Source organism: Deinococcus roseus, assembly GCF_014646895.1.
GTDB lineage: Bacteria > Deinococcota > Deinococci > Deinococcales > Deinococcaceae > Deinococcus_C > Deinococcus_C roseus.
The window spans coordinates 38,152-55,363 of sequence record NZ_BMOD01000021.1; the positions used below are offsets into that span (position 1 = coordinate 38,152).

The following is a 17,212-nucleotide window of genomic DNA, read 5'->3' on the forward strand; positions in this document are numbered from 1 at the left end:
GAACACCAATTGTAAAGTAGAGAGCAAAGCAGAATCTGAATTGGTGTTCCAGACTGCGAAAATTGGTTTGAAGCAACAGCAAAAGGGCGAGGCATCCCTCGCCCTCACACGGGGGATCTTACCAGTGCACTTCGCCGAAGGTTTTTTCGCGCTCCGGGCCAGTGGCGAACAGCACCACGGGGCACTGGGTGTGCTCCTCAATCAGGTCCAGGTAGGCCTGGGCTTCTTTGGGGAGGGTTTCGCGGCTGGTGGCGTTTTCGGTGTCTCCCCAGCCTTTCATTTCTTTGTAGATGGGCTGGCCTTCGGAGCCGTAACCCACGCAGACCTTGAGGGTTTCCAGACCGGAGAGCACGTCCACTTTGTTGATGGCGAGGCCGTCAAAGCCGTTGAGGTCCACAGCGTACTTCAGCAGTTCGAGGTCCAGCCAGCCGACCCGGCGGGGGCGTCCGGTGGTGGTGCCGAATTCGTCCCAGGGTTTGCTGCCATCTCCACGCAGGCGGTGTTCCATCTCGCCGAAAACTTCGGTGGCGAAAGGTCCATGTCCGACGCGGGTCTGGAAGGCTTTGGCCACACCGTACACCTTGTTGATGGCCTTGTGGCTCACCCCGGTGCCCACAATGATGCCGCCCACGGTGGGGTGGGAGCTGGTCACGAAGGGGTAGGTGCCGTAATTCAGGTCCAGCAGGGTGGCCTGTGCGCCTTCAAACAGGATGTTGCGGTTGTCCTTGACAGCCTGGCGCAGCATGGCTCCAGTGTCTGCCACAAAAGGGGAGAGCTTTTCGCGGATCTCCTGCAGGTCTTTGATGGCGATTTCAGGACTGGTCCAGCCCACTTCTTTTGTGGAGTTGGGTTTGGCCTCAATCAGGTGGGCCAGACGCTCGAGCAGCACAGCGTCGTCTTTGAGGTCACCCATGCGCACACCCACACGGCGGGCACGGTCTGCGTAAGCAGGTCCGATGCCGCGTCCGGTGGTGCCCACGAAGTCTTTGCGGGCATCCACGCTCTTGTGGTGGGGCAGCACGAGGTGGGCGTTCTGGCTGATGTGCAGGGTGGGGTTGAGGCCACCCTCGATCAGGGATTCGCGCTCCTGCAGGAATTTCCAGGGATCGATGACCATGCCGTCACCCAGGATGCTGACCACCCCGTCGCGCAGCACGCCGCTGGGCAGCAGGTTCAGTTTGTAGGTTTTTCCTTTGGCCTTGACGGTGTGACCGGCGTTGGCCCCGCCCTGGTAACGGGCGACAAAGTGCGCGTCTGGTGAGAGGAAATCGATGACTTTGCCTTTGCCTTCGTCTCCCCACTGCGCCCCGATGATTGCAATTCCTGGCATGTGTGTGCTCCTTCAGTTCGGCGTTCTGCCGATGATTTGACCTGTTCAAGCGTGTTGGTGTCAGCGTGTTTTTGGGTTTTTGCAGGTGTTGCCAGAAAAACACAAAAAAAAGCACGGTGACCACGCACCGTGACTGAGTGTAACATGTCCAGTCTGCTGCTTTCTGGAAGGTGTCTACCTGACTTGCTTCAAGGCGAGGGTGTGCCAGATTGGGCCACTTCCAGGGCTGCTTGCAACATCCGGTCCTGACCGGTTTGCATCAGGGCCACCAGATCATCTTTGATGGGCAGGTCAGGGGTGATGCGTTCAGGATAGGGTGCCCCCGAGGGTTGCTGGGTGCGGGTGATGGCCACCACCAGGGTTCCACCATTGGAAAGGGGATGGTCCTGGGTGGTGGTGTTCAGCAACCCCTGGGTGGGTTCTCCAATCACGGTGGCCCGGTGTTGCAATTGCAGGGTGTAGGCCAGGGACTCTGCTGCGGAAGCTGTTTTTGGATTGACCAGCACCAGGAGTTTGCCTGTCCAGAGGTGGGGTGTGGGGGCACGGTAGAAAAAGGGCAGGTACAGTTTGCCTTCCTGTCTGACTTTGCCTTCCCATCCCACCAGGTGCACTTTGCGTGCAGGGAATGCATCGACGGTGTCCACCTGTTTCATGAAAGCAGATGCACTGGACAGCATTTCCCACACATACCCTCCAGGATTGCCCCTCAGGTCCAGCACCAGGGTGTTGAGCCGGGCATCCTGGGCGGTTTTGATCAGGGCATGGATGCTGTGACTGACTTTTTGCCAGCTGTCAAAATCGGGCACCGTCAGCAAGCCGATGCCTGCTGGCAGACCCGCGGTGACCAGAGCGGGCATGAAGCCTCCAGCAGGTTGTTTGCCCTGCAAAGTCAGTTGCCAGCGGCCTTTCCCTGGACGGTGCACAGTCCCCTGAAAAGGCTGGCCTTGCTGGATGGTGGTTTTCAGCAAGGTTTCGTGTTCAGGGGTGCAGGGCACGCCATTGACGGTCAGAATGGCATCCCCGCGCCTGAGCCCCGCTTTTGCGGCAGGACTGTCTTCCTTCACCCGCAGGATCAGGTGCGCGTTCTGGTCCTTGAGAAATGCCAGTTGAATGCCCAGCGCCACCTGCTGGCCTGCATCCTGCTTGTGTTGTTCAGGGGTGCGGTAAAAGGTGTGTGGGTCAGCCAGGTCTTTCAGCAGGTTTTTCAGTTCGGTTTCTGCAGTGTTCCAGCTGCAAGTTTGGTAGCACAGCTTTTTGAGGTGCTGCTGGTGGTTCTCAATCAGGGGTTGCAGGCGTTGCTTTTGATGCCCGTAATACTGTTTCTGCAAAATCAGGGTGGCTTCATCAAACCACCTAGAAGGTGTGGTGGCGACCTTCTGGGTGCAGGCTGTGATGCTGAGTGAGAGCACCATCAGGGCAGGTAAAATTCTGGTCATAAGGTCAAATCAAGTTCCTCCAGGGCACGTTGGACCAGCGGATCCACCAGGTTTCCTGCGCGGGCCAGCAGGTCATCAGAGATCATGATATCGGGGGTCAGTCGTTCAGGATAGAAGGTGCCATCCGGGCTCGCCGATTTGACGGTGGTGATCACCAGCGCCCCTCTGTCTGGCAAATCAAAAGTCTGGGAAGCGGTGTTCAGCAGCCCTGCGGTGGGTTCACCGATCACAGTGACCCCCAGTTTTTGCAGGTAATACGCAAAGTATTCTCCGCTGGAAGCCGTGTCTTTGTTGACCAGCACGGCCAGTTTGCCTGTCCACATCTGCGGGAAGGTCATGGCGTAATACTGCCCTGCAAATTGGTTGTTGATGCGCACCTGCAGGGAACCCCTGCGGTATTCCAGCCGGGTGGTTTCGGTTTTGCCCATGCTCAGCAAAGCCGGATTGGGGGCAAAAGCAGCCACTGCACTGAGCAATTCCACCAGCAGGCCGCCCTCGTTGTTGCGCAAATCCACAATCAGGGCCTTGAGGTTTTTGCTCTGGGCTTCTTTGACCAGGTTGTGCACCTTGAAGCCCACCTCCTGATAGGCCTCAAAATCAGGAATTTGCAGCAGGCCCACGTCATTGGGCAAGCCTGCTCCGGTGGTCAGGGTGGGCAGGGGGGCCTGGGTCAGCACCTCTGCCTGCAAGGTGAAATGCAGGATGTCGGTGCCCCGTTTGATGGTCAACTCGAAAGGCAGGTGTTTCTGGGAATACTCTGCAATCAGGGAACCGCCATCTTCGCGGGCAGACAGGCTCTTGCCTGCCACCCCGGTGATCAAGTCTCCGGGCTTCATGCCAGCACGAAAAGCCGGTCCATCGTCCCGCACGAAAAGCACCACCCGTCCACCTCCGCCAGGAACCGGGGCAGTGGTCAGGCCGATTCTGGGGGTGAGGGGACCCTGACCAGCCTGAGCACGGTCCCGCTCCACGCTTTCTTCGGGGTAAAGGTAATAGGTGTGTGGGTCGTTGAGTTCAGCCAGCAGGTGTTCCAGGGCATCCCGGCCCAGTTCCACCGGGCAACTGTCTGCCCTGGGTTTGCAGACCGCCTGCAATTGCTGGTGGTGGGTTTCCACCAGTGCAGGCAGGTCTTGCGCACTGTACCCGAAATAGTTGTCCTGCAACGTTCTGGTGGATTGATCGTACAGGTCTTCTGCTGGACTGGCTGCCAGCCCCATCCCACACATCCACCACAGCACCGTGAGTTTCCCCCACATGGACTCCACCCTTCTGCGCACGCTTCTGGCGTGTCAGCTGCCTCTTCCGAGAATGCTTTTGCCTGAATGACCCTGTTCTGTGCTGGCTGAACCCTCTGGGCATGGGATTGAAAAGCAGTGCAAAAACGAGTACAGGTGGAATCAGTCTATACAGATTGACCTCACTGTAAACTGAAAAATGAAGAAACTTCGTGTCCGAGCTCGCTTATGGATTCCTTTAATCAACATGGATGGGGTTTTCACATGCATGGTAGGAGGGTGGGTCGGTGCCTTTGACACAGAAAAGGTTGTTTGGTCTGCAACAGCGGACCCTGTTAGGATGACAGGCAGAACAGGATGCACTTCAGAAGGCTGCATCCAGGAGCGTGAATTGTGCAAAAACCTTTCTTGATTGGCCTTGCCGGAGGCACCGGATGTGGAAAAACCACCGTGACAGAACGCATTGTGGACACTGTGGGTGCAGACCGCGTGACCGTGATCGTGCAGGACAACTACTACCGGGATCAGGCCAACATGGATTTCCCAGAACGCCTGCAAACCAACTACGACCACCCGGCAGCGTTTGACTGGGAGTTGCTGCTGGCCCATCTGGATGCCCTGATGAATGGGGTCGGGGTGGACATGCCCACCTATGACTTTGTGGAATACACCCGTGCAAAAGAAACCGTGCACCTGAAACCCAGTCCGGTGGTGGTGCTGGACGGAATCTTTTCCCTGTACGAAGAAAAAATCCGCCAGCTGATGGGCCTGAAGATCTTTGTGGATGCCGATGCCGATGTGCGTTTCATCCGCCGCCTGCTCAGGGACACCGAAGAGCGGGGCCGCAGTGTGCAGAGCGTGATCGACCAGTACCTGGATTACGTGCGTCCCATGCACCTGCAGTTCATCGAACCCACCAAGCGTTACGCCGATGTGATCATTCCCCACGGTGGGCACAATGAACCTGCCCTGCAGATGCTCTCTGCAAGGATTCGCAGCCTGGGACAATCCTGAGTTTTCTCAGCAGGGGCCTGTTCACCCCTCTGGCCTGAGGTCAGCTGCAAACCCATTCTTTCCCAAGCCAGGCTTTCATCGGTTACTCTGATAGACGGTTTATGCTCTGCCAGAGATGCCTGTTGAAGGCACTGCCAGGGAAAGGTGGTTGGTGATCCTTTGTGAAATCCCTCAGAACGCTGCTTTATGCGCTCCTGTGTTTAAGTCTGATTCCAGCCCTCATTCTGGGCTGGAACCGCATTCAATTTGAGCGGGCCCAGCAGGTGACGGTGCTGACCATGGACATGCCCACCCTGCACGACCAGGCCCTGTCCACGGGCAAAACCGACGATGAATTGCTGGCCGAGTACCGCCAGCAGGGCATCAATGGTGTGGCCATCTTTGAGGACATGGTCAAAGACCGCATTGACCGTGGAGAACTGATGATGGTGGGCGGCTACGCCCTGAAGGCCCTGCACCCGGAGGCAAAACTGCGTCCCAACTGGGCTTACTACCTCAGCCTGAAAGCCGGTGCTGCCGAGGATCTGGTGCAGCGCTACACCCTGCAATCCGAGAAAGCCGAAGTGGCGGGTCAGACCTGGTACGGTTTCCCGGTGGATCTGGCGGCTTACCCTGCAGGCCCCAACCTGCCAGAGATCAACAAACGCAAAGCCGAAGGCTGGGTGGTCAGTTACCGCCCCTGGAACCATCCCGCGGTCAGGAACCCCGAGCAGTACCTGCCTGAAGTGCCCATCCTGATTTTCAATGGCCTGAACCTCTACAACCAGGACCATCCTGAAAACCAGCAGGTGTACCTGGAGGCCATTCGCAAAAGCGGAGCTGCTGTGTCCCTGATTGAATTCACAGAACAGAAGGGGATCTCTGACATGACCAGAGTGCTGCCTGCGGTGCGGGTGTTCAGCCTCAGCAAGGAGTACCAGGCCACCCTCAAACCCGATGATTTTGCCTCCAAGGTGGTGCTGGGGGCCAGGGAGCGCTACATGCAGGTGCTGTACATCCGGCCTTTCAACCGGGTGGAGGACACCGCCCAGATGATTGCACAGGTGAAAAAAGGACTGGATACAGCTGGTATTCGTCTGGGACAGCCCATCCCTGAAAACTACCAGCCCAGTGACCTGCTGCGCTGGCTGAGTTGTGTGGGACCGCTGGTGGCCCTGATCCTGGTGGCCCTGGCCTACCCCCTGCGCTGGCTGGGTGTGGTGGCTGCAGTGGGCACCCTGGGTCTGGCTGTGGTGGTGGCCGGTCCCGGTCTGATGGCGTTCTCTTTGCTGGCCGCCATGGTCTTTCCTGCGCTGGGTTTTCTGCTGCACCGCAAAACCCCCTGGGACTGGCTGAGGGCCACCCTGATCAGCTTCATGGGGGTGTTCTTCCTGACCGGCATTGGCACCACCCGTGCAGGCATGCTGGGGATTGAACCCTTTGCCGGGGTGTCCCTGACTTTGCTGATGCCTGTGGTGCTGTACCTGGGCAGTCTGCTGCCCGATCAGGACATCCGCAAAACGCTTTCAGAGCTGTACAACACCAAAATTCAACTGGGTGACCTGGTGGTGGCCGGAATCGGTCTGGCGATGATGGCCCTGATCGTGCTGCGCCGGGGCAACGACACTGGAGCCAGTGTCTCTGAGTCAGAAGCGGCCCTGCGTGAATTTCTGCAAAACGGCATGATCCGTCCCCGCTTCAAAGACATCATGGGGCACCCTGCGGCATTGCTTGGCCTCACAGGATATTTTCCGCCCTACATCACCATTGCCTTCCTGACGGTGGGGGTGATCGGGCAGGCCAGTCTGGTCAACACCTTCGAGCACTTCCACACCCCGCTGCTGATCAGTTTGCTGCGGGCGGTCAATGGCATTGCTTTCGGACTGGCCATCAGCTTTGTGCTGATTCCCCTGGTGCGCTGGCTGGTGAAGTGGTTTGGTCAGTCCAGGGTGGTGAAAGCATGAAAGTGCTGCTCAGCGGTTACTACGGTTTTGACAACACCGGAGATGAAGCCATTTTGCTGGCCATCACCCGTGAACTCCGTGCCCTGGGCCATGAACCAGTGGTGCTCAGCAACAACCCCGAGCAGACCATGAATTTCACGGGTGTGAAAGCCTTTCCCCGCATGAAGCCGCAGGGTTTGTTGCCTGCCCTGATGGGCTGCCAGGTGCTGCTGTCTGGTGGCGGTGGGCTCCTGCAGGACAAAACCAGCACCCGCAACCTCACCTATTACCTGACCGTGATCCAGACTGCAAAAATGCTGGGAAAACGGGTGGCGGTGTTCAACCAGAGCATCGGTCCCCTCTCGGAAGAAGGCAAGAAGCGCATTCAGGGGCCTTTAAGCCGCACCATCAACATTGTGCGCGACCAGAAAAGCAAGAACCTGCTGGAAAGCCTGGGTCTCAAAGCCTCTCTGGGAGGAGATCCCGCTTTGCTGCTCCGGCCCTCCAAAACCCTCCCCAGAGACCCCAGTCGCATTGTGATCGCCCCCAGAGGAGACGAAACCGACATCACCGACCGCCTGAAACCCGTCGTGCGAGACCTCACGGCCAGGGGATACCGGGTGCAGATCATCTCCTTTCATCCCCATGTGGACGATGTGGCCGCCCGTGCTTTGCAGCAGGCTGGACAGAACGTGGAGGTGCTCTCCACCAGCGACCCACAACTGGCCCTGGACCAGATTTCTGCTGCCGGGCACGTGATCGGGGTGCGCCTGCATGCGGTGATTCTGGCTGCTGCTGCACGGGTCAAGTTCACCGGCATCCATTACGACCCCAAAGTGGAGGGCTTCTGTGATGATGCCCTGATGCCCACCTTCCCCAGAGACTTCAACCCCACCGAACTGCTGCACACCATCATCCGGGATGTCAAACCCGACTGGACCGGCGTGGAAGCCATGACCTTGCGGGCCAGGGAGAGTTTCAGGCTGGCTGTGGAAGGGGCCTGACCCCAGTCCAGTGAATTCCAGCCCAGTGAACTCCTGCCCAGTGAACTCCTGCCCAGTGAAAATCCCCTCAGGCAAACTGAGGGGATTCTTTTGTGGGAAAATCAGGGCAGAGGCACCTGACGGATGCGGCGGTAGGGTTGGGGTTCATTGCCACCGTTGCCATCAGCCACAAACAGCCATTTGCTGCCCGGTTTCACATCAATGCCTTCCTGAGCGTAAAACTGGGAGGCCAGGGGCTTGTCGTCCTTGAAGCCCAGCAGTCCGTTGCCTGCAATGGTGCTGACTTTGCCTCCACTGATTTTGCGGATGCGGTGGTTGCCGTTGTCGGTCACGTACACGTTGTTGTCTGCATCCACAGCGAGGTCCTGTGGGCCTTTGAAGAGCGCTTCTGCTGTGGTGCCGTCTTTGTATCCTCCACCCGGACCACACACCCCGGCAAAGGTGCTGGTGTCTCCGTTTGGCTTGACCAGACGGACGCAGTTGTTGGTCATGTCTGCAACCAGCACATCGTTGCCCAGCAAGGCCAGACCGTAAGGTTCATTGAAGTGTGCTTCATTGCTCGCACCATCGTGGTACCCAGACATGTCTTCCATGCCAGCCAGGACGGTCACCACCGCGGCCGGGCCGCTCAAATCAATCTTCAGGATCACGTGGCGTCTGCGGTCTGCAGCAATCACGGTGCCATCGGTTTTCACCACAATGCCGCGCTCCCGCCCGGAGTTGATGTTGTCCACCGGGGTGGTCCCTGCGCCATTGTTCACATTGATCTTCCAAAGGCTGCTGTTGCCGTTGCCGTTCAGTTCCCTGTCTGTGGTGACATAAAGGAAACCCGCCCGGTAGGCCAGCCCAAATGGCCTCTGGAAATTCGCCTGGGTGAACAGGGTGCTGACCGTGCCATCTTCCGCGATTTTGCGGATCCTTCCCGGGTTGTCATCGTGGAAATCTGCAACATAAAGGTTGCCCGCATCGTCAAACACCACATTGACCGGGTTGTGGAATTGGGCTGCAGCCCCTTTGCCATCTGCAGTGCCATCTGTGCCACTGCCTGCAAAAGTGCTGACGTTGAGAACCACGGGCGCAGCAGGATTGCATGCACCCAGCAAAACAGCAGTGATACAGGTGAAAATCAGCCGTTGTCTCATGTGGAACCTCCTGATGGGACAGTCCCCGCCGGGATGGGGCAGAAAAAATGGGCGTGGTTCTCTCAGGATACCCGCATTCTGCTGCCCCTGCTGCAAAAAGCAACACCTCTTCTTTGCAGAAGAGGTGCCAGTGCGGTTTTTTGGTTTGAAGGATCAGTACCGGCGTCCGGCCAGTGCAGCGCCAATCACGCCAGCATCGGTGCCCAGTTCGGCCAGGCGCAGCACCGGGCGCACATCGAAGTTGCCCAGACGCTCAATGGCGGTTTCCCGCACAAAGTTGATGAAGTACTCGCCCACGCTGCTGACCCCTCCGCCCAGCACGAACATTTCAGGGTCGATGGTGAGCTGCAGGTTGGCCACCAGAATCCCGATGTGGGTCATGGCGGTTTCCACCACGCGTCTGGCCAGCGGATGGCCTTCCTGGGCCAGCTGGAAGGCTTCTGCGGTGGTGGTGGGCTTGTTGAGTGCGAAGCTGGCATCTCTGGCAATGGCGGTGCCGCTGCACAGGGCTTCCAGACCGCCCACCACACCAGAACCTGCCACGGTGCCATAAGGCAGGGCGGTCACGTGACCGATTTCGCCGCCGACCCCGTGTGCGCCCCGGATGACCCGGCCATTCAGCACGATGCCGCCACCAATGCCGGTGGAGATGGTCACGAAAACGCTGGAGTCGGTGCCGCGACCTGCACCGTACACCCCTTCACCGAGGGCGGCAGCGTTGGCGTCATTCTCGATGTCCACGTGCATGTTCAGTTTCTCGGCCAGGTAGCTGCGCACAGGCACGTTTTCAAAGCCGTAAATGTTGGGGGCGAATTTCACCAGGCCCAGTTTGAAGTCCAGCGGACCGGGGAGCCCCACACCCACGGTTTCCACGTTGGGAACATGCTGCCGCAGTTCTTCCACCTGGCGGGCAATCTGGTCCAGCACGCTGACCCAGCCGTCTTTGGGGGTGGGTTCCACGCTCTTGTGGGTGATGGTTCCATCTTGCACCACTGCAACTGCAATTTTGGTGCCTCCAAGGTCTACGCCGATCAGTGACATTAAACTTCCTCCTGTGGATCCATCAGGCTGGTCAGAAACCCCCGGACTGCATCCGGGAGCACCGCAGAGGTCATGGCCTGGGGATCGATCCCCACCTGAACACTTTTGGCGGTGCTGCACACCACACCATCTGCCAGAACCTGGTACGCCATTTCGAAACTGCTCTTGCCGATTTTCACAACCGTTGTTTCAACCTGAACCTGCTGACCCAGCTTGATTTCGCGCCTGAAGTCCAGGCTGATGTGGGCCAGCACAAAATTGAAATTGGGGATGCCGCGTTTTCTTGCTTCCTGCACCATTTGCATGCGGGCCACTTCAAGGTACTGCACGTAGGCAGCATTGTTGATGTGTCCCAGCATGTCGGTGTCTCCAAATCGGATCTGGATGTCGGTGACAAGTGGGCTGGGCATACGCTAACAGTTTAACAAGGTCACTTCGTATTTGACGATGACAAAGATAAATGTCTAGAACGGTGGGTGCTGCCAGCAGGTTTGCAGCAGGAAACAGCACTGTTGCAGGCCGAGTCCATCCATGTTGGCTTTTGCCTGGGCTGTTTGACTTGAAAACCAGGAGTGTCTGCTGCGTTCTGGCTTCTGGATTTCAGCCCTCTGCCCTCTGCCTGTGGCTCTCGGCAAACCCACACCATCCCCAAACAATCTTCTTTATACTGTGTTGGTGACGAAACGCCCTCCCATCCTGATGATCCTTCTGAGTGTTCTCGCCGGGCTGGGCATCATCCAGATGACGGTGCTGATCGGGTACAGCATCTACCGCACCGTGGAGTTTCACCAGCAGATCCGGGAACTCGAAGCCAGGGTGACCCTGCTGAAACAGGATGTGGCAGACCTCAGCAACATGCGCCAGAAATCTTTTGATCCCGAGTTCCTGCGCCAGCTTGCCCGCTGCCAGGGCTACGTGGGAGAAAAAGAAGAGGTTTTTGTGGACCAGAAGGCCGTTCAGGGCGTGAACGAAGCCGAGTGCAGGTTGCCTGTGCTCAGGCCCTGATTTGACCCCCTTTTTGTGGCGCGCACAAATGGTATAACTTGACTCGTGCTAGCCGACCTTGTGCGCATTGCCCAGACCCCTGCCCCTTCCCACCAGGAACACCAGCGGGCGGCCCTGATTGCCTCCATGTGGAAAGAACTGGGGTTCAAACCCGAGCAGGACGAGGTGGGAAATGTTTTCCTGAAACTCGGTCCCTTGGCGGGGAAAGCCCTGCTGCTGAGTGCGCACCTGGACACGGTGTTTGGTTTCGATGTGCCCCATGTGGTGCAGGAGAAAAATGGTCGTCTGGTTGGTCCCGGAGTCGGAGACAACAGCGCCAGCCTGACTGTATTGACCCAGTTTCTGAAGACCCTGAAAGTGGACCAGTTGCGCAGGCCCCTGTGGGTGCTGGCCAACGTGGGAGAGGAAGGTCTGGGGGACCTCAAGGGCATCAAGCACTTCCTGCAGCACCACCATCAGGGCATCCACCGTTACATTGCCCTGGATGGGTACCTGGGGATGGTGGTCACCCAGACGGTGGGGTCCAAGCGGTACCGGGTCAGCTTCAAAACCCCCGGAGGGCATTCCTGGGGGGACAACACACCTTCTGCTGTGCATGCGCTGGGGGCAGCCATTGCCCAGCTTTACGCCATGCAGATTCCCCGTGAACCCCGCACCACCCTGAATGTGGGGACGGTTTCCGGGGGCACCAGCGTGAACACCATTGCTGGACACGCCGAGTTCTTGCTGGATTTGCGTTCTCTGGATGTGCACAACCTGACCCATCTGGAAGCCCGTGCCCTGGATGTGATCCGCAATGCTGCCCGTGAAGTGGGGGCACATGTGGAACTGGATCGGGTGGGAAACCGTCCAGCAGGGGATTTGCAGAATCAGGACCTGGTGCGCCTGATCAAAATGGCAGGTTCCAGACAGGACCTGGAGTTCAGGCAGGTGGCCAGCAGCACCGATGCCAATGCCGCGGTGACCTACGGCATCCCTGCCGTGGCCATGGGGGTGTACCTGGGAGGCAATGCCCACCGCCCCGACGAATGGGTGCAGCCTTCCAGTCTGAAAGTGGGCCTGGGACTGCTGCAACACGTGGTGGACAGCTGGGAACGCCTGATGCCCTGAGGACCTTGCTGAACCCTGCTGTGCTGAACCTCCAAGCTGTGTAAGATGAGCAGGTAGCCCCAATCCACTGTTGCTACGGAAAGAAGGTCATGATGAAACGGTTTCGTCACTGGTTGCTTTCTGCTGCTGTTTTGCTCTCCACCTCTGCGCTGGCGGTTCCTGCCACCTCCATTTTCAAGTCCTATCAGGCGGTTTTCGCTGAAGCCGAAAAACAACTTCCAGGGGCAGAACTCTGGGACGGGGGCTTCACCTACTTTGATAAATCCGGCGAGGAGTGGTCCTGGGATTACGCGGATCCTTACCTGACCGTTGCTGGAGAGCATCTGGTGATTGTGGCCTTTGGCGATGGTGAAGTGCTCACCGACATGGATCTGGTGGTCACCGATGTCAACGGCAATGTGCTGGGCAAAGATGAGGATGAGGACACTTTTGCTGTGGTGGACTTTGTGGCTCCAGGCGGACTTCTCAACATCACCATGAAGGCTTTCGAGACCAAGAAAGCCAACGAGGGGTATGGCGGTTACATGATTTTCCGTCTGCCCAAATGAGCCTGAGGGGGATGCTGTTCGCCTGCAGGTGGATTGTCTTACAGGTCAAGCACAACATTTGTTCAGGTCTGCCGGTGTGCAGGCCTGAATTTTTCATGGTGTTTGCGGATCTTGGCGGGGGTGCAAAAGGTTTTTTGTTGTGCAGGAAGAAAAAAAGATTTCTGTCATGTCTGTATACAGCAGTTTGAGCAAAAATGTTATCATGGCCTTGTGGCTGGCGTGAAACTTCAACGAACCTGTAGACAGTGTTTGACCGTATGGACCGTGGACAGAACCCACGAAGAACGGCTTGCCAAAGAAGCCGCCGATGTGGGAGGCATGGTCACCGACCTGCTGAATGTGGACCTCACCAAGATGGTCCGCAACCGCTTCAAGATTGGCCTTTCACAGAGTTCCCGGGAGAACACCACCCTCAGCAACCGCGCCATTGCTTCTCAGGAATTGAAAAGCATGCGCCGCTGCCCCAGCTGCAAAACCCCCGATTACTTCGATGAAAAAGCTCTGGAACAGGATGGAGAAGCCATCTTTGGGAATGTGCCTGAAACTGCTCCTGAAGGGGTGCCTGCTGCTCCGGTCTTGCAAACGACTGCTCCTGCAACCCCTGCTGTGGCTGCAAAAGCAGAACCTGAAACTGCCCCTGGCGGAGCCCTGAAGGGGGTCAATGACTTCCTGCAGGAGCTGGACAACCTGCTGGACCTGCTCACCACAGGCAAGATCAGCAGCGAAGAGTACAGCCAGCGCAGACAGCAGATCATGAAGTTCATCGAGATGGTTTGAAGTAAACAGTTGACAGTAAACAGTTGACAGTAAACAGTTTGCTTGCTGAGAAGCATCTTTCTGGAAATTGAATGGCTGGTTTTTTGAATCCATCTTCTGAAAATCAAAGCACCCTTCTGGTTTCAGGGGTGCTTTTCCACTGTGAACTGTCAACTCTTGAACACAAAAGTGTTGCGGATGGTTTTGGCCTGATACATGGCTGCGTCTGCCATGCGCACAATCTGCTGCAGGTCCCGACCGTGTTCTGGCACCAGGGCAATCCCAATGCTGACCCCCACGCGGGCCATGCCCTGCGGCAGGCCAACAGGCTGGGCCACCACCTGCAACAGTTTTTCGGCGAGTTCATGGGACTGGTGGGCAGTGGCATTGGGAAGCAGCAAACCGAATTCATCTCCAGACAGCCGGAACCAGATGCCAGAGCGGGGTGCAATCTGTTGCATGCGGTCCACAATGGTTTTCAGCAGGTCGTCTCCGCCTTCATGACCGTAGGTGTCATTGACCTGCTTGAAACGGTCCAGGTCCATGAAGAAGAAGGCCGCCTGGGACTGGGCATCCAGCAACTGCTGCCCGTAGGCCCACAGGTAATGTCGGTTGTAAAGCCCAGTCAGGGCATCATGGTAAGCCATGTGCTGCACGCGGGCTTCATGGGCTTTGCGTTCGGTGATGTCCAGGGCCACCAGCATCACACAGGGCTGGTGCTGGATGTCCAGCAATTGACCGCTGAGCAGGAAAATGCGCTGCTCGCCATTTTTCAGCATGTGGTGCACTTCCATGGTGACTTCATGCAGGGTTTTCAGGCCCTCCAGCCATTTGCGGCGTTCTTCCGGAAAGACCCACAAATCGATGTCCATGTCGCGCAGGCCCAGCACGTGGGCAGCAGAGTGCCCATACACCGTGGCAAAGGCGGTGTTGATGTCCAGAAAACGGTGCTGGTTCAAGGAAAGCAGGGCAGAAGGCAGTGGGTTGGAGTGAAAAATCTTGGAGAAACGTTCATGGGTGGCCTGGATTTCGATTTCTGCGGCTTTGCGGTCGTTGATGTTGCGCAGGTTCAGCACCACCCCCTGCACCACCGGATCTTTCAGCAGGTTGCGGGCAAAAATTTCCAGCCACAACTGGCCCGCAGAGGTCAGGTACCGCACCTCCACCTGCTGTTCCTGACCGGGGGTGTGCAGCACATCCGTCCAGAAGTCCCGCATTTTCTGGCGGTCTTCTGCCACCACCTGCATGGGCAGGTTTTCGCCCAGTTGCACTTCCAGTTCAGGAAAGAGGTGGTGCAGGGAGCCCCCGATGTGCCTGATCTTGCCGTCCTCATCCAGCAAAATCAGGCCATCCGAACTGGCCTCACTGAGGATCCGAAAGTACTGCTCGCGGTTCTGCAGCTGCATGCGGGATTCTTCCAGGCTGGCCAGCATGTGGTTGATGTCCTGGCTGAGCATGCCCACCTCGTCCGGGCTGTTCTCGGTCAGCCTGGCTCCGGGATCGCGGGTCAGCCGGATCTGGCGTACGGTGTCGCTGAGGCGGGCCATGCGGGAAAGCACCGTGCGGTTGAGCAAGAGCAGGGGAATCAGGGTGGTGAACAGCACCATCACCACCATGGTCAGCAGCAGATACTGCCGGGTGTGGGACAGCACCGGAGAGAGCAGGCGGATGCTGCTGCTTTTCAGCAGGTAAATGGGTTTTTGCTGGCTGTCCCTGAGCAGCATGTAAGAAGTGAGCCGGTTTTGCTGTTCTGCAACCACCACAGGCTGTTCTTGGAGCTGCGCAGTGAGCGCAGGATCTGTGGTGAGGGGCTGCAGGGAAAGCTGCACATGGCTGCGGTCTCCGATGGTTTTCAGCAAAGGTTCACCCACCATGCGTCCCATCAAGAGGTAGCCATTGGGTTCTTTGAGCGACAGGCTGTCCCGGATGGGCGCCACCGAGAAGGTCATCAGGCCGTCCGGGGTGCGGACCAGGCCTTTCTGGGCGGTTCTGAGGGTGGCCAGAAAGGCCTGATTCATCCAGCTGGGACGTGGAAAGTACTGGTGTTTTTCCCAGTCCATCCACACTTCTCGCACGGTGTCCAGGTTGAGGGTGTAAAAACCGATCAGGCCCAGGCGCAGCCCCTGCAAAGCCTCCATGTTCAGGTTGTTGGCAATGAATGTGGGGTTGTGGTCCTCAATGAAGAGGTAAGCATCGTCCCAGCGGGCCCAGTCGGCCTTGTTGATTTCATGCAGGATGTCTGCTTCGTGGTGCAGGTCTGCCACAACACGTTCCAGCCGGGACTGCTCCATGATGCGTTCAGTGTCCCGGAAGGTGTATTGCAGCAACAACTGTACACAGAAAAACAACACCAGAGCCACCAGTGCCGAGCTGATGCCCAGCACCAGGAAACTCCTGAGTCGCAAATTCAATGGCCGGATTCCCATCCTGCTATGCATTGTTTCAAACCTAACATCACAGGACTCTTCTGGGTTTGTTGGGTTTGCCTTACATTCCCCCCAGCAGCACGGAAGTGTACCAGTCGCTGAGGACAGGGCCATAAAGCAGGGCAATGAAGCCGCCAATGGCCAGAAAAGGACCAAATTTGATTTTGCGGTTGCGCGTGATCAGGTAAACCAGCAGTCCCAGCACGGCTCCAGCCAGAATGGCAATCACCAGACCCACAAAAACATTGGACACGCCCACAAATGCCCCAATCAGGGCCAGCAATTTGACATCTCCAAACCCCATGGCGATGGGGTCCCATTCCTCTTCAGGCAGTTCTTCTTCGGGTTCGGGGGCCAGCCACCAGTAGAAACCCGCGATCAATGCAGCGATTCCGGCTCCGGCCAGCAGGTTCTGGAAGGTGATCAGCACGGTGGTGATCAGGTTGCTGTCCAGGCCCTGGCTGATCTTGAACACCACACTGAGCAGGACCAGGGGCAGGGTCAGAAAGTCAGGAATGCGCACGTACCTGCGGGCTGCAAAATTGACCAGCATGGCCAGCACCACGGCAATGGCGGCCCACAGCGGACCAAACCAGATCCCGACCAGGGCCCCCAGGTTGAGGGTCTGGTAATCAATCGGGGTGGTGGGGTGCTTTGCTTCCCGGAAACGCCTGAGCAGGTAAGAGCCAAAGTTTCCCACCAGGGTCAGGATCCCCGCCCCATACAAGGCTCCGGTGAAAGCATCTTTCAGGCCGGGCAGATGAAAGAAATACCCTCCCTGTTTTTCATTGACCCAGGCGAAACCCAGACCCACCAGCACCCCCACCAGACTGAGGGAATCTGGGATGGTGTAGGTTTGCAGGTCAATCACGCTGATGGCCAGCAGCACCGTGAAAAAGAAGAACAGGCCAAACAGGCTGGCCCCCACATCCTGCAAAGGAAAGAAGCAAGCCAGCACGCCGTAACCCACAGCGGAAATGGTTTCAATGATGGGGTACTGCGCACTGATGGGTGCCCGGCAGTAACGGCACTTTCCGCCCAGAAACACCCAGGAGAACACCGGAAACAGATCGATGGCGTGCAACTGGTGGTCGCAGTTGGGGCAATGGCTGGGAGGAAAGGCAATGGACTCCCCTCTGGGAATGCGGTAAATCAACACATTGGTGAAAGAGCCAACCAGAGCACCCAGAATCACAGCAAAGGTGACGATGAAGGCGGTGGGGAGTTCAAAGGAGTTCACGTT

The 17,212-nt window shown here is 57.6% G+C and carries 15 protein-coding genes; 7 read left to right on the top strand and 8 right to left on the bottom strand.

Annotated elements, in window-relative coordinates:
- Nucleotides 1–118: 118 nt before the first annotated feature.
- The 3 genes from IEY52_RS20040 to IEY52_RS20050 all read right to left on the bottom strand — a co-directional run bounded on the left by IEY52_RS20040 (nucleotide 119) and on the right by IEY52_RS20050 (nucleotide 4,022).
- Nucleotides 119–1,330: an adenylosuccinate synthase gene (locus IEY52_RS20040; RefSeq protein WP_189005855.1), complete on the bottom strand. Its 1,212-nt coding sequence runs from the start codon at nucleotides 1,328–1,330 to the stop codon at nucleotides 119–121.
- Nucleotides 1,331–1,518: 188 nt separating this feature from the next.
- Nucleotides 1,519–2,766, bottom strand: a complete 1,248-nt coding sequence (locus IEY52_RS20045; protein ID WP_189005857.1) for a S41 family peptidase — start codon at nucleotides 2,764–2,766, stop codon at nucleotides 1,519–1,521.
- Nucleotides 2,763–4,022, bottom strand: a complete 1,260-nt coding sequence (locus IEY52_RS20050; RefSeq protein ID WP_189005859.1) for a S41 family peptidase — start codon at nucleotides 4,020–4,022, stop codon at nucleotides 2,763–2,765. The genes IEY52_RS20045 and IEY52_RS20050 overlap by 4 nt, the downstream gene beginning before the upstream one ends.
- 372 nt (nucleotides 4,023–4,394) lie before the next feature.
- Between IEY52_RS20050 and udk the strand changes: the two genes are divergently transcribed.
- The 3 genes from udk to csaB all read left to right on the top strand — a co-directional run bounded on the left by udk (nucleotide 4,395) and on the right by csaB (nucleotide 7,941).
- Nucleotides 4,395–5,015 (top strand): uridine kinase, encoded by a 621-nt coding sequence (gene udk / locus IEY52_RS20055; protein ID WP_189005861.1) that lies wholly within the window; start codon nucleotides 4,395–4,397, stop codon nucleotides 5,013–5,015.
- 161 nt (nucleotides 5,016–5,176) lie between these two features.
- On the top strand, nucleotides 5,177–6,958 hold the full coding sequence (locus tag IEY52_RS20060) for a DUF5693 family protein (protein ID WP_189005863.1): 1,782 nt from the start codon (nucleotides 5,177–5,179) through the stop codon (nucleotides 6,956–6,958).
- A complete protein-coding gene (gene csaB / locus IEY52_RS20065) occupies nucleotides 6,955–7,941 on the top strand; it encodes a polysaccharide pyruvyl transferase CsaB (RefSeq protein WP_189005865.1) in 987 nt (328 codons plus the stop codon). Before IEY52_RS20060 ends, csaB begins: the two co-directional genes overlap by 4 nt.
- A gap of 101 nt (nucleotides 7,942–8,042) precedes the next feature.
- Here the strand turns inward: csaB and IEY52_RS20070 are convergent, their stop codons facing one another.
- From IEY52_RS20070 to IEY52_RS20080, 3 genes are all read right to left on the bottom strand, one after another.
- A complete protein-coding gene (locus IEY52_RS20070; RefSeq protein ID WP_189005867.1) occupies nucleotides 8,043–9,083 on the bottom strand; it encodes an NHL repeat-containing protein in 1,041 nt (346 codons plus the stop codon).
- Between the two features lie 153 nt (nucleotides 9,084–9,236).
- Nucleotides 9,237–10,124, bottom strand: a complete 888-nt coding sequence (locus tag IEY52_RS20075) for an ROK family protein (RefSeq protein ID WP_189005868.1) — start codon at nucleotides 10,122–10,124, stop codon at nucleotides 9,237–9,239.
- Nucleotides 10,124–10,534 (bottom strand): acyl-CoA thioesterase, encoded by a 411-nt coding sequence (locus IEY52_RS20080; RefSeq protein WP_189005871.1) that lies wholly within the window; start codon nucleotides 10,532–10,534, stop codon nucleotides 10,124–10,126. The genes IEY52_RS20075 and IEY52_RS20080 overlap by 1 nt, the downstream gene beginning before the upstream one ends.
- A gap of 265 nt (nucleotides 10,535–10,799) precedes the next feature.
- Here IEY52_RS20080 and IEY52_RS20085 point away from each other — a divergent pair, with 265 nt between their 5' ends.
- The 4 genes from IEY52_RS20085 (at nucleotide 10,800) to IEY52_RS20100 (ending at nucleotide 13,564) form a co-directional block, all read left to right on the top strand.
- Nucleotides 10,800–11,129, top strand: a complete 330-nt coding sequence (locus IEY52_RS20085; RefSeq protein ID WP_189005872.1) for a septum formation initiator family protein — start codon at nucleotides 10,800–10,802, stop codon at nucleotides 11,127–11,129.
- Nucleotides 11,130–11,174: 45 nt separating this feature from the next.
- Complete coding sequence (locus tag IEY52_RS20090) at nucleotides 11,175–12,239, top strand: M20/M25/M40 family metallo-hydrolase (protein WP_229684884.1); 1,065 nt, start codon at nucleotides 11,175–11,177, stop codon at nucleotides 12,237–12,239.
- Nucleotides 12,240–12,331: 92 nt separating this feature from the next.
- Nucleotides 12,332–12,787 (top strand): hypothetical protein, encoded by a 456-nt coding sequence (locus IEY52_RS20095; protein WP_189005874.1) that lies wholly within the window; start codon nucleotides 12,332–12,334, stop codon nucleotides 12,785–12,787.
- 219 nt (nucleotides 12,788–13,006) lie between these two features.
- Nucleotides 13,007–13,564, top strand: a complete 558-nt coding sequence (locus IEY52_RS20100) for a hypothetical protein (protein WP_194510051.1) — start codon at nucleotides 13,007–13,009, stop codon at nucleotides 13,562–13,564.
- 149 nt (nucleotides 13,565–13,713) lie between these two features.
- On the opposite strand, the gene IEY52_RS20105 is transcribed toward IEY52_RS20100, so the two are convergent.
- Together IEY52_RS20105 and IEY52_RS20110 are read right to left on the bottom strand one after the other, a co-directional pair.
- Nucleotides 13,714–15,927, bottom strand: a complete 2,214-nt coding sequence (locus IEY52_RS20105; protein WP_189005886.1) for a diguanylate cyclase domain-containing protein — start codon at nucleotides 15,925–15,927, stop codon at nucleotides 13,714–13,716.
- Between the two features lie 103 nt (nucleotides 15,928–16,030).
- Nucleotides 16,031–17,209 (bottom strand): A24 family peptidase, encoded by a 1,179-nt coding sequence (locus tag IEY52_RS20110; protein ID WP_229684885.1) that lies wholly within the window; start codon nucleotides 17,207–17,209, stop codon nucleotides 16,031–16,033.
- Nucleotides 17,210–17,212 lie beyond the last annotated feature (3 nt).

Coding starts and splice junctions, on each gene's coding strand:
- IEY52_RS20040 (WP_189005855.1), bottom strand. CDS start 1,330: ATGCCAGGAATTGCAATCATCGGGGCGCAGTGGGGAGACGAAGGCAAA.
- IEY52_RS20045 (WP_189005857.1), bottom strand. CDS start 2,766: ATGACCAGAATTTTACCTGCCCTGATGGTGCTCTCACTCAGCATCACA.
- IEY52_RS20050 (WP_189005859.1), bottom strand. CDS start 4,022: ATGTGGGGGAAACTCACGGTGCTGTGGTGGATGTGTGGGATGGGGCTG.
- csaB (WP_189005865.1), top strand. CDS start 6,955: ATGAAAGTGCTGCTCAGCGGTTACTACGGTTTTGACAACACCGGAGAT.
- IEY52_RS20070 (WP_189005867.1), bottom strand. CDS start 9,083: ATGAGACAACGGCTGATTTTCACCTGTATCACTGCTGTTTTGCTGGGT.
- IEY52_RS20075 (WP_189005868.1), bottom strand. CDS start 10,124: ATGTCACTGATCGGCGTAGACCTTGGAGGCACCAAAATTGCAGTTGCA.
- IEY52_RS20080 (WP_189005871.1), bottom strand. CDS start 10,534: ATGCCCAGCCCACTTGTCACCGACATCCAGATCCGATTTGGAGACACC.
- IEY52_RS20095 (WP_189005874.1), top strand. CDS start 12,332: ATGAAACGGTTTCGTCACTGGTTGCTTTCTGCTGCTGTTTTGCTCTCC.